General features: G+C 58.2%; 21 protein-coding genes. 13 read left to right on the plus strand and 8 right to left on the minus strand.

From position 1 onward, the window contains the following. Positions 1 to 27: 27 nt before the first annotated feature. The 6 genes from LAP85_14450 to LAP85_14475 all read left to right on the plus strand — a co-directional run bounded on the left by LAP85_14450 (position 28) and on the right by LAP85_14475 (position 6,551). Positions 28 to 807, plus strand: a complete 780-nt coding sequence (locus LAP85_14450) for a 4Fe-4S dicluster domain-containing protein (protein ID MBZ5497600.1) — start codon at positions 28 to 30, stop codon at positions 805 to 807. A gap of 21 nt (positions 808 to 828) precedes the next feature. Then, entirely contained in the window at positions 829 to 2,010 is a 1,182-nt protein-coding gene (gene hybB, locus LAP85_14455) for a Ni/Fe-hydrogenase cytochrome b subunit (GenBank protein ID MBZ5497601.1), read from the plus strand. Between the two features lie 83 nt (positions 2,011 to 2,093). Next, positions 2,094 to 2,855 (plus strand): hypothetical protein, encoded by a 762-nt coding sequence (locus LAP85_14460; GenBank protein ID MBZ5497602.1) that lies wholly within the window; start codon positions 2,094 to 2,096, stop codon positions 2,853 to 2,855. Positions 2,856 to 3,014: 159 nt separating this feature from the next. After that, positions 3,015 to 4,631, plus strand: coding sequence for a HAMP domain-containing histidine kinase (locus LAP85_14465; GenBank protein ID MBZ5497603.1), 1,617 nt, complete (start codon positions 3,015 to 3,017; stop codon positions 4,629 to 4,631). 24 nt (positions 4,632 to 4,655) lie between these two features. After that, on the plus strand, positions 4,656 to 5,999 hold the full coding sequence (locus LAP85_14470) for a sigma-54 dependent transcriptional regulator (protein MBZ5497604.1): 1,344 nt from the start codon (positions 4,656 to 4,658) through the stop codon (positions 5,997 to 5,999). Beyond that, positions 6,000 to 6,551, plus strand: coding sequence for an archaemetzincin family Zn-dependent metalloprotease (locus LAP85_14475; GenBank protein ID MBZ5497605.1), 552 nt, complete (start codon positions 6,000 to 6,002; stop codon positions 6,549 to 6,551). 76 nt (positions 6,552 to 6,627) lie between these two features. Here the strand turns inward: LAP85_14475 and LAP85_14480 are convergent, their stop codons facing one another. Next, complete coding sequence (locus LAP85_14480) at positions 6,628 to 7,437, minus strand: carbon-nitrogen hydrolase family protein (GenBank protein ID MBZ5497606.1); 810 nt, start codon at positions 7,435 to 7,437, stop codon at positions 6,628 to 6,630. 293 nt (positions 7,438 to 7,730) lie between these two features. On the opposite strand from LAP85_14480, the gene LAP85_14485 reads away from it, so the two are divergent. The 3 genes from LAP85_14485 (at position 7,731) to LAP85_14495 (ending at position 10,687) form a co-directional block, all read left to right on the plus strand. Then, complete coding sequence (locus LAP85_14485; GenBank protein MBZ5497607.1) at positions 7,731 to 8,906, plus strand: HRDC domain-containing protein; 1,176 nt, start codon at positions 7,731 to 7,733, stop codon at positions 8,904 to 8,906. Between the two features lie 62 nt (positions 8,907 to 8,968). Continuing rightward, the gene (locus LAP85_14490) at positions 8,969 to 9,964 is read left to right on the plus strand and encodes a HAMP domain-containing histidine kinase (GenBank protein MBZ5497608.1); all 996 of its coding nucleotides are present in this window, start codon (positions 8,969 to 8,971) and stop codon (positions 9,962 to 9,964) included. A 9-nt stretch (positions 9,965 to 9,973) separates the two neighbouring features. Then, positions 9,974 to 10,687: a response regulator transcription factor gene (locus LAP85_14495; protein ID MBZ5497609.1), complete on the plus strand. Its 714-nt coding sequence runs from the start codon at positions 9,974 to 9,976 to the stop codon at positions 10,685 to 10,687. Positions 10,688 to 10,720: 33 nt separating this feature from the next. On the opposite strand, the gene LAP85_14500 is transcribed toward LAP85_14495, so the two are convergent. Both LAP85_14500 and LAP85_14505 read right to left on the minus strand, forming a co-directional pair. Further along, the gene (locus tag LAP85_14500) at positions 10,721 to 11,419 is read right to left on the minus strand and encodes a glycosyltransferase (protein MBZ5497610.1); all 699 of its coding nucleotides are present in this window, start codon (positions 11,417 to 11,419) and stop codon (positions 10,721 to 10,723) included. 202 nt (positions 11,420 to 11,621) lie between these two features. Then, positions 11,622 to 11,906 carry a sigma-70 region 4 domain-containing protein gene (locus LAP85_14505; GenBank protein MBZ5497611.1) on the minus strand — a complete coding sequence of 95 codons (285 nt, stop codon included), beginning with the start codon at positions 11,904 to 11,906 and terminating at the stop codon, positions 11,622 to 11,624. Positions 11,907 to 12,061: 155 nt separating this feature from the next. On the opposite strand from LAP85_14505, the gene LAP85_14510 reads away from it, so the two are divergent. Beyond that, entirely contained in the window at positions 12,062 to 12,256 is a 195-nt protein-coding gene (locus LAP85_14510) for a zf-HC2 domain-containing protein (GenBank protein MBZ5497612.1), read from the plus strand. Between the two features lie 21 nt (positions 12,257 to 12,277). Here the strand turns inward: LAP85_14510 and LAP85_14515 are convergent, their stop codons facing one another. Both LAP85_14515 and LAP85_14520 read right to left on the minus strand, forming a co-directional pair. Beyond that, the gene (locus tag LAP85_14515) at positions 12,278 to 13,198 is read right to left on the minus strand and encodes a VWA domain-containing protein (GenBank protein ID MBZ5497613.1); all 921 of its coding nucleotides are present in this window, start codon (positions 13,196 to 13,198) and stop codon (positions 12,278 to 12,280) included. A 108-nt stretch (positions 13,199 to 13,306) separates the two neighbouring features. Further along, positions 13,307 to 14,017, minus strand: coding sequence for a hypothetical protein (locus LAP85_14520; GenBank protein MBZ5497614.1), 711 nt, complete (start codon positions 14,015 to 14,017; stop codon positions 13,307 to 13,309). Positions 14,018 to 14,204: 187 nt separating this feature from the next. Between LAP85_14520 and dtd the strand changes: the two genes are divergently transcribed. The 3 genes from dtd to LAP85_14535 all read left to right on the plus strand — a co-directional run bounded on the left by dtd (position 14,205) and on the right by LAP85_14535 (position 16,578). Then, a complete protein-coding gene (gene dtd / locus LAP85_14525; GenBank protein MBZ5497615.1) occupies positions 14,205 to 14,645 on the plus strand; it encodes a D-tyrosyl-tRNA(Tyr) deacylase in 441 nt (146 codons plus the stop codon). Positions 14,646 to 14,731: 86 nt separating this feature from the next. Then, complete coding sequence (locus LAP85_14530) at positions 14,732 to 15,424, plus strand: HAD family hydrolase (GenBank protein MBZ5497616.1); 693 nt, start codon at positions 14,732 to 14,734, stop codon at positions 15,422 to 15,424. Positions 15,425 to 15,879: 455 nt separating this feature from the next. Then, positions 15,880 to 16,578, plus strand: a complete 699-nt coding sequence (locus LAP85_14535) for a HEAT repeat domain-containing protein (protein MBZ5497617.1) — start codon at positions 15,880 to 15,882, stop codon at positions 16,576 to 16,578. A 282-nt stretch (positions 16,579 to 16,860) separates the two neighbouring features. On the opposite strand, the gene LAP85_14540 is transcribed toward LAP85_14535, so the two are convergent. The 3 genes from LAP85_14540 to LAP85_14550 form a co-directional block, all read right to left on the minus strand. Then, positions 16,861 to 17,865: a tetratricopeptide repeat protein gene (locus tag LAP85_14540; protein MBZ5497618.1), complete on the minus strand. Its 1,005-nt coding sequence runs from the start codon at positions 17,863 to 17,865 to the stop codon at positions 16,861 to 16,863. A 288-nt stretch (positions 17,866 to 18,153) separates the two neighbouring features. Further along, the gene (locus LAP85_14545; GenBank protein MBZ5497619.1) at positions 18,154 to 20,103 is read right to left on the minus strand and encodes an ATP-dependent DNA helicase; all 1,950 of its coding nucleotides are present in this window, start codon (positions 20,101 to 20,103) and stop codon (positions 18,154 to 18,156) included. 133 nt (positions 20,104 to 20,236) lie between these two features. After that, positions 20,237 to 21,499 carry a serine hydroxymethyltransferase gene (locus LAP85_14550; GenBank protein MBZ5497620.1) on the minus strand — a complete coding sequence of 421 codons (1,263 nt, stop codon included), beginning with the start codon at positions 21,497 to 21,499 and terminating at the stop codon, positions 20,237 to 20,239. Positions 21,500 to 21,653: the final 154 nt, after the last annotated feature.

Genomic DNA, 21,653 nt, shown 5'->3' on the forward strand with positions numbered 1-21,653 from the left:
CATGTTCAGAAGGAAGAGGATTAGATCATGACCACGCGAAAAGCAATGCTCATCGACATAACCATGTGCGCCGGCTGCAACAGCTGCCAGGATGCCTGCAAGAAGGAGAACAACCTGGCCGGTGGCGCCGAGACCGGACTCTCGCCCACAGCCTACACGGCCCTGGAAGACCACAATGGCGTCAGCGTGCGCCGCATGTGCCAGCACTGCGTGGCGCCCACTTGCGCGTCTGTTTGTCCAGTGGGCGCATTTACCAAGACCGAAGAAGGCCCGGTAATTTACGACGAGACCAAGTGCATCGGTTGCCGGTACTGCATGCAGGCCTGCCCGTTCCAGGTTCCGCGCTATGAATGGAGCAGCAACAACCCGCGTGTACAGAAGTGCCGCTTCTGCTACGACCGGATCAAGAACGGCCGGCAGCCCGCCTGCGCCGAGGCCTGCCCCACCGGCGCGACCAAGTTCGGGAGCCGGGATGAAATGCTCCGGGAAGCGTTCGGCCGCATCCAGGCTGAGCCCGGCAAGTACGTGAACCGTATCTATGGGCAGAGCGAGGTCGGAGGCACTTCGATTCTCTACATCACGAGTGTTCCTTTCGAAAAGCTCGGCTTCAAGACCCAACTGCGCAGGGAAGCCTTGCCGGAGCTGACCATGAATGCGTTGTCGAAGATCCCGACCGTCGTGACTGTCGGGGGCGCATTCCTGGCCGGCGTCTACTGGATCACCAACCGCAGGGAGGAAGTAAGGCGGGCCGAAGGAACGAAAAACGGGCGCGCGCGCAACGCAGGGCCGCGGAAATTCAATTCATAATCGATGGCACAGGAACGAATCATGAAAAACTACATTGGCAAACTCACTTTCTGGAAATGCCTGGCGGGGATTATCCTGGCTGCCGGCGCGTACGCCACCTTTGTGCGGTTTACTTCGGGCCTCGGCAGGTCGACGAATCTGAACGACATGTATCCCTGGGGTCTCTGGATTGGGTTCGACGTCATGTGCGGCGTCGGCCTGGCCGCGGGAGGCTTCACTATCGCCGCGCTCGTGCACATTTTCAATGTGAAGCGGTTTGAGCCGATCTTGAGGCCCACGATCCTGACCGCGTTCCTGGGCTACCTTCTGGTCATTGTCGGCTTGATGTTCGACCTCGGCCGACCCATGATGATCTGGCATGCCATCATCATGTGGAACCCCCATTCGGTCATGTTCGAAGTGGCCTGGTGCGTGATGCTGTACACGACCGTCCTGGCCCTGGAGTTCGCCCCGGTAGTGCTCGAGAAGTTCAAGATGTCGAAGACACTGCGCATCCTGAGGCGGGTATCGATCCCGATAGTGATCCTGGGCGTCCTGCTTTCTACCCTGCACCAGTCTTCGCTCGGCTCCCTCTTCCTGATCGTGCCGGACAAGCTGTATGGACTCTGGTACACCCCGTACCTGCCGATTTTCTTCTTTGTCTCGGCTCTGGCCGCCGGGTGTGCGATGGTGATTTTCGAGTCGACCCTGAGCGCGCGCGTCTTCCATCGAGGACTCGAGCTGAAAATCCTGGACGAGATCGGTAGAATCGCGGTCGTCCTCCTTGGGGTCTGTCTCGTCATGAGGGTCATGGACGGCTATTATCGCGACATCTCCACCCTCCTCTTTGTGCCGAGAATGGAGACCTATCTCTACTGGTTCGAGATGCTGGTCGGCGTGATCGCTCCCATCATCCTGCTGTCGCAAGCTAGAATCAGGAAGAGCAAGAATGGATTGTTTGTGTGCGCCGTGATGATCATTATCGGATTCATCACCGACCGCCTGAATATCGCCCTTACCGGCATGCAGGCATCGGCCGGCATGTCCTATTTCCCGTCCTGGATGGAAACTTCCATCACGCTTGCTATTGTGACTTTCGGTTTCGTGGCCTTCTCTTTGGCGGCGAAGTATCTGCCGGTCTATGAGCAGGAGGAACATGCCGCGGCAGCGTCATTGCCGGAAGCCTGGGTTGAGGATCTTGCACTCATATCTGAGAAGCCCTGAGGGGTCGACAGTTCCCGCCCTCTGCCCTGCACGTCGGCGGAGTGCGAACTGGAACAGGTTCCATTTACCAGACAGGTGGATTCATGAACTCTTCTAAAAGGTGTCACCTCATCCCTCCGGATGAGCAGCGTTGCCTCTGGATGGCGGCTGGAGTCGTCTCCTATCAGCTCTGTGACCGGATGTTCGACTGCGATAACTGCCCGCTGAACCAGGCGATGCGCAGACGATTCCACGCGCCGACCACCGCCAGTGCGGAAGAAAGCAGCCAAACCGCTCCCGCGGGCTCACAGGAAATCCCGCCGGAGGGATTTCATTACAGCCGTAACCATTGGTGGGCCCGCAAGACCGGTCCTCGCCTGGTCCGCCTCGGCATCGAGGAGGGCCTCGCCCAGGCGCTCCTGGGAGTCAAAGGGGTCGTTTTCCCGTCGCTGGGACAGCACGTGCGTAAAGGACAGACCTGCGTCTGGGTGGTCATGGACGGGGGGACAGTTCCGCTCGAAGCTCCGCTGGACGGCATCATCCGCGCGGTGAATCACGAGGTGACGGCAAAACCCCACCTGCTCTGCCTGCAACCGTTCGAGGACGGCTGGCTCTGCGAGCTGGAGGCCGACAATACCGAGGCCGCGACCGTGGACCTGATGACCGTCGAAGAAGCACGGCCAAGATACACAGCCGATCACAACCGTTTCCTGGCCTCGCTGGCGGGTGCGCTGCGCGGCAAGCGCCCGTCCGTAGGCCTCACGCTTGCCGACGGTGGCGAGAAACTACAGAGCTTTGCCGACATGCTCGGCCCGACCCGCTACTTCGCCCTGGTGCGCCAGTCCTTCGGCTGGTCTCGGCGCTAGCCTGCTCACCCAGCTTATGTTACCGAGGGCGCAAGGTCGCAGGAAAATAGTGATGATTTTCTCTGCAACTATCGACTGCTTGTTCTGATATTTTTTTCTGCACTTTTTCCGCGCAGTGCTTCAAATTCCAAATGCATTCGTGATAGGATTCGTTTACCTATGCGATATTTTCATACGTTAACCTTCCGCGTGTTGGTCGGTTCCTGCCTCTTGCTGATTGCTCTCTTTGGCCTCTATACCAACTTCGCCGTGAGCTTCCATAACCAGCAGATGATGGATCAGGTACGCGACAACGCCAACAGCCTGAGCGACATCATCAAGAACGCCACTCATTACAGCATGCTGAAAGACCGCCCCCAAGATGTTAAGGAAACCATTTACAGCATCGGCCGCGAAGGGGTTGAGATCCGGATTTACAACAAGCGTGGCCAGATCATGGTTTCGACCGACAGAGCCCTGGAAGGCAGCTATGTGGAGCAAAGCGCCGAGGCGTGCAATGTCTGCCATGACAGCACCAAGCCCCTGGCCCAACCCCTGCAATCGGTCCCGGCGGGATTGAACTTCCGGGGGCCTTACATCGGGCCCAAAGGGAATCACCTGGTCGGCCTCATCAATCCCATCCGCAACGAACAGGCCTGCTACGGGTGCCACACCCCGGATCAGACGGTGCTGGGAGTGCTTGACGTGCGCCTGTCACTCGACAAGGTCGCTGACAACATCGCGGAGGCGCGACGAAAGCTGATCCTGTACGCCATCACCGGCACAGTAGTGGTGATGCTCAGCTCGGGCATTTTTCTGTCCGTCACCGTGCACCGGCCGGTCCGCAGGCTGCGGGAAGGCACAAATCAGATCTCCGCGGGCCATCTGGACTTCCGGATTCCGCTCTCCTCGAGGGATGAAATCGGTGAGCTGGCGCGGGCGTTCAATGAGATGACTCAAAGCCTGCAGAAAGCCGAGCAGGAGAACAAGCTCTGGTCGCAGACCCTGGAGAAGCGCGTCGAAGAAAAGACCGCCGAACTGAAACACATTCACGAACAGATCCTTCAGATCGAAAAAATGGCTTCGCTCGGGAAGCTGTCGGCGACGGTGGCGCACGAGTTGAACAACCCGCTCGAGGGGATCCTGAATTATTCAAAGCTGATTTCGAAAAGGCTCAGGAAGATCGAGTCGACGCCGGCCACGCAGTCGACCTTGGAGGACCTGGAACTGATCACAAGCGAGGTCCAGAGGTGCGGGAACATCGTGAAAAATCTGCTTCTGTTCTCCAAGCGTCAGGTCGGCGAGTTCGGCCTGGTTCCGGTAGCGGATCTCGTCGACAAAGCGGTGCGGCTGATGCAGCATCATTTCAAGATCTCCAATGTAAACTTTCAGGCCGAGATCGCCACTCCTGAGGCGACGCTGATGTGTGACGAAAACCAGATTCAGCAGGCTCTGATCGCACTCTTCGTCAACGCAGTGGAGGCCATGCCGCAAGGGGGCGATCTCAAGCTCACGGCCATGCGGGATGCTTCGGGCGGCATCCGCATGGACATTGCGGACACGGGGGCCGGCATCGCCGCCGAAGATCTGCCGCATCTGTTTGAGCCATTCTTCACCACCAAGAAAGAAGGAAAAGGGGTGGGCTTGGGCTTGTCGGTCGTCTACGGGATCCTTGAGCGCCACGACGGAACGGTCTCGGTCCGGTCCGAACCGGGCAAGGGAACGACGTTCACGCTGACGTTTCCCCCAGCGGAGAAGCATCATCCCAGAGTCGAGGCCAAAGGAGCAGTCACCTAACTCATCGCCGGGTGCAGGGGTTTTATGAGCAATCGGACATCCATACTCATTGTCGATGATGAAAAAATCGTGCGGGAATCACTCACCAAGTGGTTTCTCGAGGACGGGTTCACCGTCGGTGCCGCCGAAGACGCTACGGCGGCAATCCGCCAGCTGCAGGCCCAGCGCTGGGACATCATCCTGCTCGACATCAAGATGCCGGGCATGGACGGCATGGAACTCCAGGGGCGGATCAAAGAGATCGATCCGCTGGCCTCGATCATCTTCATCACAGCACATGCCTCGGTCGACACCGCAGTCCAGGCTCTCAAGGCCGGAGCCTTCGATTACGTGACCAAGCCGGTTGATCCCGATTATCTGTCTCACCTGATCCGCAACGCGATCAAGCAGCGGGCGCTCGTGCAGGAAAACATCAAACTCAAGGAGCAGATCGCGGAGTTTCCCAAGCTCGACGAGATCATCGGCGAATCGCCGGCGATGCAACAGGTGTTCGAGATGATCGAGACCGTTGCCAAGACGGACACAACGGTCATGATCCGGGGTGAGAGCGGCACCGGCAAGGAATTGATCGCACGCGCCATTCACAGCAACGGCGAGCGTCGTTATTTTCCGATCGTAACCATCAATTGCGGCGCCATGCCAGAAGGGGTGCTCGAAAGCGAACTCTTCGGTCACGAGCGGGGAGCCTTCACCGGCGCGCAATACCGGCGCAAGGGCAAAATCGAGCTCGCCGACCAGGGAACCCTGTTTCTCGACGAGATCGGCAACGTGGGCATGAAAACCCAGATGGATCTGTTGAGAGTGCTGGAGACCAAACAGTTCGCGCGCGTCGGCGGCAATGAAATCATCAAAGTCGATTTCCGGATCATCTGCGCCACCAACAAGGATCTCGAGAAAGCAGTCCAGGAGAACACCTTCCGGGAAGACCTCTATTACCGCTTGAATGTCTTCAGCATCTTCGTGCCCCCCCTGAGGGAGCGCAAATCGGACATTCCCCTGCTTGTGAACTATTTTGCGCAGAAATATGCGCACGCCATGGCCAAGCCGATTGCATCCGTCTCTCCCGAAGCGATGGATGTGCTGGTGCGTTACAACTGGCCGGGGAACGTGCGCGAGCTCGAAAACGCGATCGAACGAGCCATGGTGGTCGGGAAGCCGCCCGCGATTCTCCCCGAGGATCTGCCCTTCCGCCTGTCTGATAAAAACAACATGCCGCACAACGGATCCCTCGCAGCGATCGAAAAAACGCACATCGCCCACGTGCTCGAACAGAACAACTGGAATATCTCGCGGTCGGCCGAAATCCTTGAAATCGACCGGGTGACGCTATACAACAAGATTCACAAGTACGGCTTGAGGAAACCGTAGGTGTCTCACGAGATCCACATCCTCAACGGCTCCTCCCTGAAGCCCGGCGGTTTGATTGCTATCTCGCGTCGGCTGGAGGAGGTTTTTGCGGTCCCGGTGAGCTCGGAGCGAGCGGCGCTGGACCTCCGGACAGCCTACGACACTTCGCGGCGGCAAACCAACTCCACGCTGTTGCTCGCCCAGATCCTAGACGGAGCCCACAATCCGGGGAAAAAGCGCATCGGGATCGTGGACGTCGATCTTTTCATCCCGATTCTCACATTTGTCTTTGGGGAGGCACAGCTTGGGGGGCCCGCCGCCATTGTCTCAACCCACCGGCTGTCGAACCAGTTCTACGGCCTGGAGCGGGACGATGCGCTCATGCTGCAGCGGCTGGAAAAGGAGCTGGTGCACGAGCTCGGGCACACCTTCGGCCTATATCATTGCCGCCAGTTCGAATGCGTGATGCGGGCCTCGACCTACGTCGAGGAGATCGACTTGAAGCGCGTCCATCCCTGCAAAACCTGCGCCGCGGAATTGAGCCTGCAAAATCGAGTGGTGAGTCATGAGTGATGAGCAGCAGGCAGTGGGCTTCCGCCTCACACGGCACTTTGCTCGTCACTCATGACTCACCACTCATCGCTCTCGCTTAGAGCGGATAGATGTCGGGCCGGCGATCCCGCATGAAATGCAGGTGTGCCGCGCACTCCCGGAGCAGCGAGAAATCCAGTTCCGCATATAGGATATGGTCCTGCTGCGCGGGCGCGTGAGCAATGACTCTGCCCATTGGATCAGTGACAAAAGATTCTCCCGCAAACGTGAGGCACTCTTCCGGGCCGACGCGGTTCGCGAGGGCCGCGAAGTAACCGTTCTGAAAGCTCGCCACCTGAAGCTCTGCTTCAAAAACGCCCGCCGGCCACTCTCCGACGGAGCCCGCTTGCGGCACCACTACAATCTCGGCTCCCTTGACACCCAGGGCGCGCGTATACTCCGGAAAGTGCCGGTCATAGCAGATCGCGACTCCCAGGTGACCCGCAGCGGTCGGGAAGACCCGTGCCCCATGATCGCCCGGATGGTAGAAATCCGTCTCACGGAAACAGGGGCCATCGATGATGTGCACCATGCGCGTCACGCCGGCCAGCCTCCCGTCGGCATCGAGCACAGGCGATGAGTCGAAGGCCCGCTCCCCGTCGCGTTCGTACAGGTTGAGGACAACCACGACACCGAGTTTCCGCGCGAGGCCGGCAAACAACTGGGTGGTCGGGCCGGGAATAGTCTCAGCCCAGGGAGGAGGCTGCTCTCTGCGCCAGCGCTGCGGGAAAAATCGAAGGAACGCCAGTTCGGGAAAGACCCATAACTGTGCCCCCTGGGCCGCGGCTTCCTCCAGGGCCATCACGCCTCGTCTGACGTTCGCCTCGCGATCCTCCGTGGCGTGCTGCTGAATCAGGGCGATCTTCATAAGATTCCTCTTCGCCGAAAAACATCACCGCAGAGATTCTGGAGACCGCAGAGAGCGAAACTGATGAAATCCGAAGCAGGGACGGAAACCATGAGAGGGGGAGCCGCCCCATCTAGAGCCTCGCCGAGGATAGAATGCACGCCGCCAGTATACCCGCATTTCAGCTTGTTGCGAACTATAGTTGCCCGAGCGGCCCCGGGAACGGTATATTGACGCGGAATGCACGAGTGGGGGGCCGCCAGGGCAGCCTCCGCTGCGCACGTTCTGCTCCATGGCGAAGCCCTTGGCTGAATATGGATCCTCGAGAGACAGAAAGCACTGCTGCTGCACATCCGACACCATTCACCTGGGTGGCTACCGCCGATGCGTTCCTCCACATGGTCGGGCTTCTTGTGCCCGCCCGCCGCGTGGCCATCGACATTGAGGCCGATAGCCTTTATCACTACTTCGAGAAGGTGTGCCTGATCCAGATCTCGTCCGACAGCGAGACGTTCGTGCTGGACCCCCTGGCGATCAGGGACTTGAAAGCGCTCGGCCCGATCATGGCAGATCAAGCAGTGGAGAAAGTGTTCCATGCGGCCAACTACGACCTTTTCTGCCTGCGCCGGGATTACAGCTTCTCCTTCAGGAACCTTTTCGACACTCACATTGCCGCGCAGCTCCTGGGCTACGAGCAGCTGGGCCTGGATGCGCTTCTGGAGAGACTCTCGGGCATCGCGCACTCCAAACGCCGCCAGCGGGACGACTGGTCGCGCCGGCCGCTCGCTGTCGAGCAACTGGAGTACGCCGCCATGGATACGCATCATCTGCTGCAGCTCCGCGACCTGCTCGAGCAGCAGTTGCGCGACAAGGGGCGGCTGTCGTGGGCTCGGGAGGAGTTCGAATATCTGGCTGAGATGGAGACCCAGGAGAGGGAGTTCGATCGGGAGGGATTTCGCCGGATCAAAGGAAGTCGCGAACTCCCATTGCAGCAGCTCGCGGTTTTGCGGGCTCTCTATCTGCTGCGCGACCGCTATGCACGGGAGCTGGATGTCCCGCCGTTCAAGGTCATGAACAACTCAGTTCTGATGGAGCTTGCCCACCGTCCGCCGCGCTCTCCCCGCGAGATGTTCAATCGGCCCGGCGTCTCATTCCGCGTGGCGCGCAGGTTCGGAGGAGAGATTTTTCGCGCCATCGAGAGGGCACGAGCCGAGGATCCTTCATCCCTCACATTGCCGGCGCGCAGCGCGGGCAAGACGCCGTCCCGGGAAGCCAAAATCCGCCTGGAAGAACTCCGGCGCTGGCGCCGGGCGAAAGCGGAAGCATTGAGGCTGCACGTCGGCGTGATCTTTCCCGGTACCCTTCTCGAGATTCTGGCGTCCTTTCCCCCCGCAAATCCGACTGAGTTGGAAGGGGTTACGGGTATGCGCCGCTGGCGCGTCCAGGAATTCGGCAACGAAATTCTCGAGATCCTCCATCACACTCCCTGACGAGCCTGTCCGTCCGTCATTCGTCATTTAAGGTCATTCGTCATTCGGTGTAGAATTGCCGCATGCGCAGCAAAGCTCGCTGGCTCTATCATCCGGTCACGATATTTCTGTTGATGCAGGTCCTATGGGTCCTGCTCATGGTGGTCTGGATCCGCTGGTACATCGAGAATCACGCCCAGCTGCGCCAGATGGCAGGGCAGCTCACATCCGGCACGGAGGTACGGGAGCTGCCCTGGCTCCCGCTCTTGCAGGGCGCTGTCCTTCTGACGCTGATCCTGGCCGGAGCCACATTGATCTTCATATACTGGAATAAGCAGCACCGCTTGAATCAGATGCAGCGGACGTTCGTGTCGAACGTTACCCATGAACTGAAATCGCCCGTTGCGTCGATCCAGCTGGCCCTGGAGACCATGGCCATGCGCGAGCTCTCAGCAGGGCAGAGGCAGGAGTTCCTGTCGATGATGCTCGACGACGCCGAGCGCCTCACGACTCTCATCGACCGGATCCTGCGCGCCGCGCGCATCGAAAAAAAACGCGGCAGTTACAGTCTGAAGCCCCTCAGCATGCGCCATTTTGTCGAGGAGGTGCTGGAAGAAGACCGCCACCTGTTTGAGAAGGACGGCCACCAGGTCGTGCTCGAAAAAGGGGGTGATGCCCGGGTCGCCATCGACCGCGTGGCCATGCACATGGTCTTGGCCAATCTGATCGAAAATGCCGCCCGTTACTCCCCTCGCGGAACCACCATCCGGCTCCGGCTGCACCGCGATCTGCGCAGGTGCCGCCTGGACGTCATTGACAGCGGCGTCGGGATCGCGCGGAAGGAACTCAAGAACATCTTCAAAATGTTCTGGCGGGGCGAAGGGAGCCGGGTCTCCGGCACGGGGCTCGGTCTGTACATCGTCCGCCACATCGTGAGGGATCACAAGGGCAAGGTCTGGGCCTCCAGTCCCGGACCCGGGCGCGGCTCCACCTTCAGCTTGAGCCTGCCGCGGGTGCGACGATACTGGAGCTTCGCCGCCCGCAAAAACCTGCGCGCCCAGGCGGATAGTAATTCGTGAGGTCCGGCCATGGCTGAGAATGAGAGCGTTCGCCCGCTGATCCTGCTTGTCGAGGATGAAATCAACCTCGCTCGGCCGCTCCATTTCAACCTGGAGCAGGAGGGCTATCGAGTGCGCGCCACACCCAGCGGCCGGGAGGCGCTGCAGTGGCTTCGCAGTGATCGCTTCGATCTGATCATACTCGACATCATGATTGAAGAGATGGACGGCTTTGAGGTCGCCCGACGGGTGCGCCAGCAGGATGAGAAGCTGCCGATATTGATGCTCACCGCCCGCACTGCGGAGGTCGACCGCATCCACGGGCTGGAGGTCGGCGCCGACGATTACCTGGTCAAGCCGTTCCACCTGCGCGAGCTTCTGCTGCGCATCCGCCGCATGCTCCAGAGGAGTTGCTGGTACGGTGAAGCCGCAGAACCCGAGCGGGTGATCAGCGTCGCAGGCTACATGGTCAACTTTGATCAGCTGACGGCCACCGGACCCCGGGGCAAGCTGCAGTTGACTGCCCTGGAGGCCCGCCTGCTCGAGGTGCTCACGATGCAGCCCAATCGCGTGCTATCGCGCGCCGAGCTTCTGGAGAAAGTCTGGGGCTATCACTGTGATATTGAGACCAGGACGGTCGACAACTTCATCGTGCGGTTGCGAAAATACTTCGAGCCCGAACCGGACCATCCGCGTTACTTCATAAGCATTCGCGGACATGGCTACATGTACCAGAAAAGCTAGTGGGCAGTAGGAGGTGGCAAGATCGGCCTTAATCTATGCCCTGCTGCCTGCTGCCTGGTGCCGAATCACATAGGTGTCCAGGGACAGGCCCAGCACGTATCCCGCCTTCCTCAGCCTGCGGCAGTAATCCGCATCGCCGCCGCCGTCATGGGTGTCCACGAGAAGTCCCACCTCCAGGATGGCTCGTCGCGTAAGCGCGGCGCAGAAGAAGCCCAGCACTCCATCCACCAGAATGCCGGTGCGTTGGAAGTGGAACTGCAGAATCCGGTTGCGCTCGTGAATGTCCTCGGTGAAGAACTGGGGAATTTGAGGAACAATCTTTTCACGCACTCGGTCCACACACTGCCAGTCATGCCTGTCGGAAACAAGCGGCCCGACTGCGGCGATGCGGGGATGCGTGTTCAGAAATGAGATCATGTTCCCCAGCCAGCCGTGTGCAAGCTCAATCCCATGATTCATAAAAACCAGGTAGGGGTTGGACCCCATCTGGATCCCCTGATTGATCGCCCCTCCCCAGCCGCGACTCTGGCGATTCCGGACAATCGTGATGTCGCGCGTGTAGATCTTGTGAATATCCACGGTTTCATCGGTCGAAGCGTTGTCGATGATGTAGAGATGAAAAGGATAATCCGTGTAGCGGTAGATGCCCTCCAGCAGCTCCCTGGTGGCAGGGTAGTGGTTGCGCACAGGGACGAGAATGTCTGCCGCGCCCTGGTTTGAACCCTGTTGCATGGCTCGATCCTGTTGTCGTCAAAAACTGGCGAAAATTGCGGTCCAGAGTTACATATCGACCGGAGGGCAAAAATCTGAATCTTTTAGCGCGGTTGGAAAACAAGACTGCCAGATGCACCAGGACCATGAACCAATGCTCCCGCGGCATCCGGTATCTCGCGGTTGGTGACCATATTTCGATGCGTTGACTCAGCAGATCACGTCAGCAGCAGCTACAGGCGGCGGCATGGGTCAGTGGATGGGGAGGCTCCTCGGACATCTCCTCGGATGTCCCGTCACGGAACACTTTCAGCGCCTGATAGAGTTTGTGCTCGCAATGCTGGAGAATCTGGATCACTTCGCTTTGGCTCAGGCCAAAGATGCGCGAGATGTCTGCCACGGACCGCCCGCCATAATGCATCTCGATGAAAATCCGGCGCTGCAATTCGGGCCAGGATTTCAAGGACTCCACGATAGCCTGCGACAACAAATCTCGTGACGTTTCCAATCTCAATCCAGCCGCTCCCATAAAGACCCCCGATTTCCTTGCTCTATGCCACCCAACTTGTAATACTCTCTTAGACGCAGTTTGGTTCGAAAAAGTTTTCTCAGGATTCTCGAAGGCTCTCCGATGAGTTTAGTAAGACGACTGCGGGGGGACCAATGAAAACCTGCAACTTTGAAAAACTGGTTCTTTACCTCGATAAGCAGCTAGACGTAGATGAAAAACTGGATGTCCTGGAGCATCTGGACCATTGCGACATCTGTCGCGACGCGGTTTTTCATATCTCGAGGGATCGCGATGCAAACCTTTTCTATTACCGTCCCTATAAACCGGAGAAGGTTTTGTCGCGCTGAAATCCAGAACGTATGGCGCCTTTATTTTGCTTTGGGAGCGTAATAGCCTTTGCGCGCGCGGATGCTCACGCCCGGCACCTTGCAGCGCAGATCGATGCGACGGAAAGCTCCGTCCCGCACTGTGTTTGTCGATCTGTAGGCCAGGCTGTACTGCCCCTGCAGATCCTCGCCGATCGCCTGGAAGGCTGCCCTGATTTCGGCCAGCCTGTAGCCGGGTGAGAAGAACCTGCCGCCCGTATCCTCGGCGAATTTCCTGAGCACGTCGAAGCTGACCAGATCGTCTCCGCGGACGCCGATCCCATAGATGAGCACGTCGCTTCTCTGCGCGACCTCGATAGCCTCCTTCTCCTTGACCTTGCTGGAGGTATCCGTGCCGTCGGTAATGACGACGATCACCCTGCGCCCGGTTTCCTGCTTGAGCTTCTCGTCAACGGCCAGAAAAACAGCATCGTAGAGCGCCGTGCTGTTGCCTGCCCGGAGTGTGTCCAGAGCGGCAGTCAGTCGATCGGGATCTTCCGTGAAATCCTGGACCAGATTCACGTCCGAGTCAAACTGGATGATGAGGGCTAGATCCTTGTTCCTGCGCAATACGTGCCTGAAGAATTCCGCGGCGGTCTCCTTTTCGAAGTCCAGTTTGGTTTTCACACTTCCGCTGGTATCGATGAGAAGTGCGATCGTAAGAGGGATGTCCGATCCCTTGGTCCAGTCGTTGAAATAATCGATCGTCTGCGGCTTTTTGTCTTCGAAGACCAGAAAATCATCCGCTTTGAGTCCGGAAACCACTTTGCCATCGCGGCCCGTGGCCGAAAATACCACGTTCACCAGTGCAACTTCGGTGCGGATCGTAGTCTGGGGGACCTGGCGCGCCGGTTGCATTTTCGGCGCCGGAATCACCAGTGCCAACGAAACTGCTGTCATCAAAAGCCTGGCGCTGAAAATCATTTTTTCCCCCTTAGCTATGCGATACCTATATCTTAGAGGTACGACAAGCGGAGAAGTTTCACTCAACCTGTGAAACGGAAATCCAGGCGCTGCGAACGGGAGAGAGAGCTAAAAGGCTTCGCGAATGAATAAAATACGGGAGCAACTGTCGCACACGTGGATCTCTTCGGTCCGGAGCAGGTCAGCAAAAACCTGAGGGCGAATGCGAACATGGCAGGCTGAGCAAAGCTCCCCTTTGGCTTCCGCCAACGCAATTCCCTTGCGTGCATCGGCGATACGTCGATAGCGTGCAAGCAGTTCGGCTCCGATCTGGCTTTCCAAAGCGGACTTTTCTCCGTAAAGCTTCGCCACCTCCCCTTCGAGCATGGGAACAGCTTCTTCGGCCCGGCGGAGTTGCGCCTCAAGTTCGGCCTGTTTGGTCTTGAGTTCCGTCCCCTCCTGAGCCAGCTTGGCATCCACGGATTCCATCCGCTCCATGATGTCGAGGATTCCATCTTCGGCGAGACGGATCTGTTCTTCCGCCGTCTGGATTTCGTGGAGCATGGCGGTGTACTCCTTATTGGTCTTCACCGTCATGAGCTGCTCTTTCAGCCGCGAAAGCTTCGTCCGCATCACCTCGACGTCACTCTCGCGCGCCCGGCGCTGTTTGGCGTGCTCCTGGTTGAGCGCGGCCCGGCCCTGGTGAGCCTGCGACAACTGCTGGAATTCTTCCCGGTAAGCCTGGGCTCTTTCGGGGATTTCGGAGATCTGTTTCTTTAGGCTGACGATTTTCTGGTCGATGTCCTGCAGGGCAATCAAGTTGCGGAGATCGGGATTCACCTGCAAGCCCCCTCCGCATCCTCCCGCGCGGAGGAACACGCCGAAAGGCGGCACTCAGGACACATCTGACAGCCGCAGAAAACTCGTTCGGATGAGACCTTGATCATTGTGCTTAGCATGAACGGGAATGGTAATATACCCAACTGCCCCCTCGCTGTCAACGCATACGAAACCAGGAGAGTCGGGCATGCGCGCAGTCATTCAGAGAGTCGAAAGGGCCAGTGTCCGGGTCGCAGGCACGGAAATTGCCCGCATAGGCAAGGGCATCCTGGCTCTTGTCGCCATCGCGCGCGACGATGCGCAGAAGGATCTGCAATGGATGGCCAGGAAAATCGTGGAGCTGCGCATTTTTGACGACCCGGACGGCAGATTGAACCTCAGCCTTCTCGACGTCCACGGGCAGCTTCTTCTGGTTTCCCAGTTCACGCTTTACGGCGATTGCCGCAAGGGGCGGCGGCCGTCCTATTCAGAGGCGGCTACGCCGGCAGAGGCGCAAGCTCTCTATGATACCTTCTTCGAGATGGTCCGGCAGTTGGTGCCCGACGCGCAGAGCGGGCAATTTCAGGCAGTCATGGCAGTGGAGCTGGTCAATTCAGGCCCCGTGACCCTCGTCATCGATAGCCCATAGGAGATCCGCCGTCAGGCGCAGAGTTCCGCACAGTTGTCAATCACGATCCTTTCATGTAACCTCCATTCTTCTGCGGGAGAGGCACTGTGAGCATGGTCAACCCCCAAATTCTGCTCATCGATGCGGATGACACGCTCTGGGAAAACAACATATATTATGAGCGGGTAATCCACGAAGTACTCATACTGCTGGAGCGTGCCGGCGTTGATTCCCGGGTGTTCAGGTCCGAACTCGATCAAACCGAACGCCGGCGCATACCTCTGAACGGTTACGGCACGAAAAACTTCACCAACTCGCTGATCGAGACGTTCCGGCGGTTTCTGCCTCCCCATTCGGACCCGGGGTTGCCTGACAGGGTTCAGAAACTATCACTGGCGATTCTCGATCACCCTCTGGAGATTATCGAAGGCGTCCCCGAAACGCTCGTGTATCTTTCGAGCCGCCACTCGCTTTTCCTGGTCACCAAGGGTGATCAGGAGGAGCAGTCGCGAAAGATCCGGGATTCCAACCTTCGGCACTACTTTCAAAGTGTGGAGATTCTGCCGGAGAAGAACGCTCATACCTACTCCCGGCTTCTCGACCGCCATGGGTGGGAGCGCTCCTGTTCGTGGATGATCGGCAATAGCCCGCGTTCGGACATCAATCCAGCCCTTGCTGCAGGAATGCATGCCGTACTTATCCCACACAGGCACACCTGGACCCTCGAGCACGAAGAGCCTCTGGAACACCCGGATCTCTTGGAATTGGCTAGATTTTCGGATCTCAGACTTCACTTCTAGGAGCTGCCCTCTTGTTGTTCCTTTTGCGCGTTCTCGCCTTTCTTGGGGTTCTCTGGCTTGTGCGGTGGTTCCTCGGTATTCTTACCGGTAGGCCGGCGAGACCGGCAAGACCAAATTCGGACGGGACGGCACCCACAGATACCGTAAAGGACCCGGTCTGCGGCATGTACATGGATCCGAGACTTGCCATCCGGCTGCAACGCAGAGAAGGAGACCTCTTCTTTTGCTCAGAGGAGTGCCGCAGCCGTTATGTAAGCAAACCCTCCCCGGGTCCTTAAGATCCGATTTCGTCCCGCCATCATGCTCAGATTTGGCCTCACCCGAACACCTGGATCTTGAAGGCCCGGCACCTGACGCAAATTTTCTTTGTTGAAATGAACCCAGACGTACCTATAATGGTGTGGCTTGCGGGTCTTTTGTAGTTTGGCCTTTGCGTCATTTTGGAAGTTGTAGAATTGGATAAGACGCCTCCCAGAAAGGGCTGCCGCTACTCTGAAGAACTCATCCAGGATTGCCTCCTGATCATGGAGTCAGGGGACATCGAGGATCTGTTCGAGATCATTCCGCGCATCGGCGTGCTGCGCGATCTGCGATTTCACGAACCTCTCATCCGCATGCTTTCTCAGAAGGATACCAAGCGCGGCGAATTTGCCGCCTATGCCATGGGTGCCATGGGGAATCACGAGTTCCTCGATCCACTGAAGCAGGCATTCCTGGAAGCCCAGAAGATGAAGGGTTTTGGAGCCCATGACTTCCTGATCGCCGTCATCGAGGCTATCGGGGCGCTCGGCGATGATGCGGCTGTGGATTTCTTCCTCCCGATCCTTGACAGCAGCGATCCCACAGCGCAGCTGCGGATGCTGAAGTGGATCGTCGAATCGCTCGGAGCGATTGCCCAGCAAGGGGGCGTCCGATCGCTCCAGGCTTTGCTGGCCTTGACGCAGCACCGCAATCCGGAGCTTTGCGCCCAGGCTTTGTCAGAGCTGGCTGTCGCCTACTGGCACAGGCCGAACGAAATCGAGGAGGCGACTCTGAATCGCATCTATGAGTTGACGATGGATAAGCGCGCGGCGGTCGCGGAGTCTGCCGTGGCCGCCCTGCAGAGTCTCGCCGACGTCGGTTGCCGGCGGGCTGAAAAACTCTTCTCGAAATAAAATACCCAAACTCTCCGAATCCCGCTCCGCGTCAGTCGTTTCTCCGCCGATCCGGACTGCGACATCTCGCGGACGGCTGCCGAACAAGAAAGGAAAGACAAGACAGAAGCGAGCCAGCTCTCCAAACGTGAAAAAGGGACATTCCGCTCCTTCATTTCCGATCCTGCCATTGGAAGGCAAGAAAGGGAAAGGCGGAATGCCCCCTTTTCGTCGGGCTTGATCTCTAGCCAAAGGACGGGGGCGCTGCGAACAGGTTCGCCCGATCCTGCAGCTGGCTTGGTCTCACTTTTTCAACGCCTGGATCAGTTGTTTGGCTACCTCAACATTATTCGCATCCTTCCCGATCTTGATGTACTGCTGCAACATCTGGATCGCCTCCGACATGGTGGCCGCATCGCCTGACAGGCACAGGCCCAGCTGATAGTAGGCCTCTCCGTAGTTAGGGTCGGCTTTGATGGCCTGCCGGAATGCCTCCGCTGCCTCTTTGGGCTGCCCGCTGTTTACCAGCGTGGCACCCAGGTTATAGAAGTTCTGGGCCGCATTCGCAGGATCCAGGTTAGCAGCCTTTTGAAAGGCATCCTTTGACTCGGCGGTTTTACCCATCTTGCCGAGAACCACGCCCAGGTTGGTCAACAGCGCAGCATCGGTCGGATTGGCAGCGATGGCCTTCTGGTATGCATCCACCGATTCCTGGTTCTGGTTGTTCTTGAAATATGCATCCGCAAGATTGGCCAGAACGGTGGGCTGCTCCGGGGCCTTTTCCAGAGCCTTTTTGAATTGCTCGATGGCCCCGGCATAATTGCCTCCCTCCGCTGCAGCCCGCCCTGCGTCAAAAAACGACTTGATCTCGCCGATCATCTTGGCTTGTTGATCGGACTTGGCCCGTTCCTGCTTGGCCTTCTCGATTTCTTCAGGAGTCATCTCGAACTGCAGCTTCACATTGGGATTGCCGGGAGTTAACTTGAGATCAACGTTGGTAAGACCTATGGCCGCGTCCTTTTGCACTACGCCCGGATCATAGCCATCCGCCCGGGCAACGATCCAATATAAGCCGAGCTGGAGGTTCATCCACACCCATTGCCCTTTCTTGTCTGTCTTAGTTTCGTACACCCTCTTGCTGCTGACTCCAGAGATGATGATTTTGGCGTTTACGACGGGCTCGCCCTTGTCGTTGGTCACCTTGCCGCCGAACCCACGATTCTGTGCGAAAGTTGCCGGGGTTAATAGGAGACCAAAAGTGAGTAAAAGAAACAAAAGCAGGCCAAGCTTACGAAACGGGCTGCACATATAACCTCCTTGCGAAGCCTAGATATAAGAACTTTAGGTTTACAATAGCCAGTGACGCATTGTATGACCTGCTCGGATCGCATGTCAACAGACGAAGGCCCTAAACAGGTCCGTGACAGGAAGATCGGCCAAAAGTGCCCTGCCCTCAGCCCCACTGGGGCCACGGGCTGAAGCCACCCCGTGAAGGGCGTCTCGAGGCGGCTTCAGAACATTGCCTGAATCAGCAAAGCACCATTCGAGCCTGTCATCCATTCTCGCCGCTGTCCACTGAGCTTTCATTTAAGAAGATCATTCACGGCCCAGAAAGTTGCGCAACTCCGCGAAATCATGTGTCAGAGGGGCCGGCGGAAGGCTCCGCAAGAAGTTGCGGCCATAGCTTCTGGTCATGATCCTCTTGTCCAGCAGGGCCAGAATCCCCCGATCAGACCGGCTGCGAATCAGCCTCCCGAGCCCTTGCTTCAAGAGGATAATGGCTTCCGGGATCTGGTAGTCGTAGAAGGCATTGCCTCCGGTTTCATTCAAATGCCGGATACGCGCTGCGACAACCGGATCACTGGGTACGGAAAACGGGAGCTTGTCGATCACTACACAGCTTAACTGCTCGCCCTGAACGTCCACCCCCTGCCAGAAACTGGAGGTGGCGAACAACACCGCGTTGGGTGTTTTCCGGAACTCCTCGAGCAGGCCGCTCCTGCTCTTCTCTCCCTGAATCAGCATGGGGTAGGGCAGTCGCGTCTGCAGAGAGCGATAGATCATGGCCATCTGAGCATGGCTGGTGAACAGCACAAAGGCACGGCCGCGGCTGGCCCCGAGAATCCGTTCCAACTCCACACATGCCCGGGCGGCCCAACCCTCCTCGCGAGGTTCCGGGATCTCGCGTGGCACATAGAGGATGGCTTGACGCGAGAAATCAAAATGCGATTCCAGAATCAGCTCCTGGCATTCACTCAGCCCGAGGCGGGAGCGGATGAATTGAAAGTTGCCTCCGGTCGAAAGGGTCGCCGATGTCAGGACGGCAGTCTCGACCCGGGAGAAAAGGCGATCTGCCAGTATGGAGGAGACGCGGATCGGAGAAGCCCACAAATAAACACCGCGTCCGCGCACTTCGTACCAGTAGACGTGTTCGGTTGAATCAGATTCCAATATTGCAATCAGCTCATCATTCAGTTCCTGGCAGCGCCGGCACAGAGAATCGACGGCATCACTCTGCGTAGGCAGGCCCGCCAGCCCCTTTTCGATCAGCGCCAGCTGGGAGAGCAGCCTGCGGTAAGGCTCACCCGGCGGATCCTCTCCCTGCGGCCCGCGGCGTATTTCCAGCCCGCCACCCAGCTCCCGCAGGGAAAAACGACCTTCCCTGCCGCGAAAAGCACCGAAGAATTCGCCGGAGCAGACCGAAAGCTTCGCAACCTGGTCCTGGACAAAGGTGGAGGTGGACCCCGTTTCTGCCAGCGTACGCGCAGTGTCGCGCGCGAATTCGTCAAGGCGGTAGCTGCTGACCGTGATTCCAAAGTATTGTGTGACGATATCTTCGAGTTCGTGCGCTTCATCGAAAATTACCACGGAGTAATCCGGGAGGACGGATCCGAAATCCCCCTGGCGCAGCGCAAGATCGGCAAAAAAGAGGTGGTGGTTCACCACCACGACATCCGATTCCAGCGCGCGCTGGCGCACCCTGGTGACAAAGCAGGCATCGAAGTCAGGGCATTTCTGGCCCGTGCAGGTCTCGCGGCGCGCATCCAGATGGTGCCAGAGGACAAAATCGTCCGGCAGCTCTTTCAGCTCCGCCCGGTCACCGGTTTCGGTCAGCCGCGCCCATTCCCTGATCGTTTCCAGGTATTCCGGATCGTGCCGGGAAAACAGGTAGCCCTCCTCGTCGATTTCCGCGAGCTTCTTGAGGCACAGGTAGTTGCTTCTCCCTTTGAGGTAGCAGACGGAGAGCTTTCGACCCAGTGCTTTTTCGAGGAAGGGAAGATCCTTGAAGAAGATCTGTTCCTGCAGGTTTTTCGTTCCCGTCGAAATAATGACGCGCTTGCTGCTGAATATGCATGGCAGGAGGTAGGCAAGCGTCTTTCCAGTCCCGGTGCCGGCTTCCACACAGAGGTGACGGCGCGCATCGATGGCCTCAGCGACCGCCTGCGCCATCCGGATCTGCCCGGGGCGGAATTCGTAGTTCGGGTGCGTGCGCGCGATCTGCCCCGTCGGGCCCAGGATGTCGCTCAGCTCATCAGGTGAGATCATGTCGACGACCACAAACCTTCAAAATCTCAATGAGAGGCCGCGGAGATTGAAGAGAAAAACATGGAACACTCTGGTTTCGGGTCGATACGGGCAAAAATAAAGTCCTTTGCTCTGCGGGCCCTGCGTTGAGATTTCAGCTTTTCTCGAGTGCAGCCAGCCTCTCCTGGTAAAGCGGGAACTTCTTGGTGAGTGCGATGACCTCCTCACGGGCCCGGCTCAGTACGCTGCTATCGGCCGGCGCACGCAGCACGCGGCCGATCAGGCGTCCGATCACCCTCATCTCTTCCTCTTTCATCCCGCGGGTCGTAACCGCAGGGGTCCCGACGCGAATGCCGCTCGTCACGGTCAGGGGCCGGGTATCGAAGGGGATGACGTTCTTGTTGACGGTGACGTTCGCTCTCTCAAGTGCCTGCTCGGCCTCCTTGCCGGTAATGCCTTTGCTGACGACTTCCACCAGCATCAAATGGTTGTCCGTGCCGCCGGACACTAGTCGGAAACCTTCGTCCAGAAGAGTCTGAGCCAGCGTTTTGGCATTGGCGAGAACCTGGCGTTGATATCGAACGAAGGCAGGCTGCAACGCCTCTTGAAGACAAACGGCCTTGGCGGCGATCACGTGAACCAGCGGTCCCCCCTGCACGCCGGGAAACACAGCCCTATCAAGGTCCTTGGCAAACTGCTCCCGGCACATGATGAGGCCGCCGCGCGGGCCGCGCAGCGTCTTGTGTGTGGATGTGGTCACGAAGTCCGCGTGGGGAAAGGGACTGGGATGCAGGCCCGCAGCCACGGGCCCTGCGACGTGGGCGATGTCGGCGAGCGTAAGGGCGCCGACCGAGTGAGCGATTTCTGCAATGCGGCGGTAGTCCCAGATGCGGGGATAAGCGCTCGCGCCGCACACGATGATACGAGGCTTATGCTCCTCGGCCAAGCGGGCGATTTCGTCGTAATCAAGAAGCTCGGTGTCGCTGCGCACGCCGTAGGAGGTAACTTGGTACATCTTGCCCGAAAAATTGAGGGGATGCCCGTGGGTCAGATGCCCGCCGTGCGCAAGGCTCATGCCGAGGATGGTGTCGCCGTGCTTACAGGCTGCCATGAAGACGGCAATGTTGGCCTGGGTCCCCGAATGAAGTTGAGCGTTGACGTGCTCCGCGCCAAACAGTTTCTTGGCCCTTTCTATCACGAGGGTTTCGACCTGATCGGCAAATTCGCAGCCTCCGTAGTAGCGTTTCCCCGGATACCCTTCGGCGTACTTGTTGGTGAAGACCGAGCCCGCCGCCTCAAGAATGGCTTCGCTGACAAAATTCTCGGAGGCGATGAGCTCCAACGTCTGGTTCTGCCTGTGTGTCTCGGATGCGATTGCTGAAGCAACTGCAGGATCCACATCGGATAGTGTTTTCATGATTGTCCTATTTCATTGTGAGTTTTCGGGCCATCGGACGCAACAGTCTACCTCAGCTCGCCCCCGGCTGGAAGCACTTGAATTCCGGAATTGAGCTTGACTGCTGAAGTGGGTCCCCTAGAATTAACCGTCTGTGCAACGCTATACTTCGCCA

The organism is Terriglobia bacterium, assembly GCA_020072565.1.
Taxonomy (GTDB): Bacteria; Acidobacteriota; UBA6911; order UBA6911; family UBA6911; genus JAFNAG01.

Excerpts from the sequence above, each read along its gene's own strand:
- LAP85_14490 (MBZ5497608.1), top strand. The coding sequence starts at position 8,969 with ATGCGCAGCAAAGCTCGCTGGCTCTATCATCCGGTCACGATATTTCTG.
- LAP85_14485 (MBZ5497607.1), top strand. The coding sequence starts at position 7,731 with ATGGATCCTCGAGAGACAGAAAGCACTGCTGCTGCACATCCGACACCA.
- LAP85_14550 (MBZ5497620.1), bottom strand. The coding sequence starts at position 21,499 with ATGAAAACACTATCCGATGTGGATCCTGCAGTTGCTTCAGCAATCGCA.
- LAP85_14510 (MBZ5497612.1), top strand. The coding sequence starts at position 12,062 with ATGAAAACCTGCAACTTTGAAAAACTGGTTCTTTACCTCGATAAGCAG.
- LAP85_14470 (MBZ5497604.1), top strand. The coding sequence starts at position 4,656 with ATGAGCAATCGGACATCCATACTCATTGTCGATGATGAAAAAATCGTG.
- LAP85_14480 (MBZ5497606.1), bottom strand. The coding sequence starts at position 7,437 with ATGAAGATCGCCCTGATTCAGCAGCACGCCACGGAGGATCGCGAGGCG.
- hybB (MBZ5497601.1), top strand. The coding sequence starts at position 829 with ATGAAAAACTACATTGGCAAACTCACTTTCTGGAAATGCCTGGCGGGG.
- LAP85_14515 (MBZ5497613.1), bottom strand. The coding sequence starts at position 13,198 with ATGATTTTCAGCGCCAGGCTTTTGATGACAGCAGTTTCGTTGGCACTG.
- LAP85_14495 (MBZ5497609.1), top strand. The coding sequence starts at position 9,974 with ATGGCTGAGAATGAGAGCGTTCGCCCGCTGATCCTGCTTGTCGAGGAT.
- LAP85_14450 (MBZ5497600.1), top strand. The coding sequence starts at position 28 with ATGACCACGCGAAAAGCAATGCTCATCGACATAACCATGTGCGCCGGC.
- LAP85_14540 (MBZ5497618.1), bottom strand. The coding sequence starts at position 17,865 with ATGTGCAGCCCGTTTCGTAAGCTTGGCCTGCTTTTGTTTCTTTTACTC.
- LAP85_14465 (MBZ5497603.1), top strand. The coding sequence starts at position 3,015 with ATGCGATATTTTCATACGTTAACCTTCCGCGTGTTGGTCGGTTCCTGC.
- dtd (MBZ5497615.1), top strand. The coding sequence starts at position 14,205 with ATGCGCGCAGTCATTCAGAGAGTCGAAAGGGCCAGTGTCCGGGTCGCA.
- LAP85_14460 (MBZ5497602.1), top strand. The coding sequence starts at position 2,094 with ATGAACTCTTCTAAAAGGTGTCACCTCATCCCTCCGGATGAGCAGCGT.
- LAP85_14500 (MBZ5497610.1), bottom strand. The coding sequence starts at position 11,419 with ATGCAACAGGGTTCAAACCAGGGCGCGGCAGACATTCTCGTCCCTGTG.
- LAP85_14545 (MBZ5497619.1), bottom strand. The coding sequence starts at position 20,103 with ATGATCTCACCTGATGAGCTGAGCGACATCCTGGGCCCGACGGGGCAG.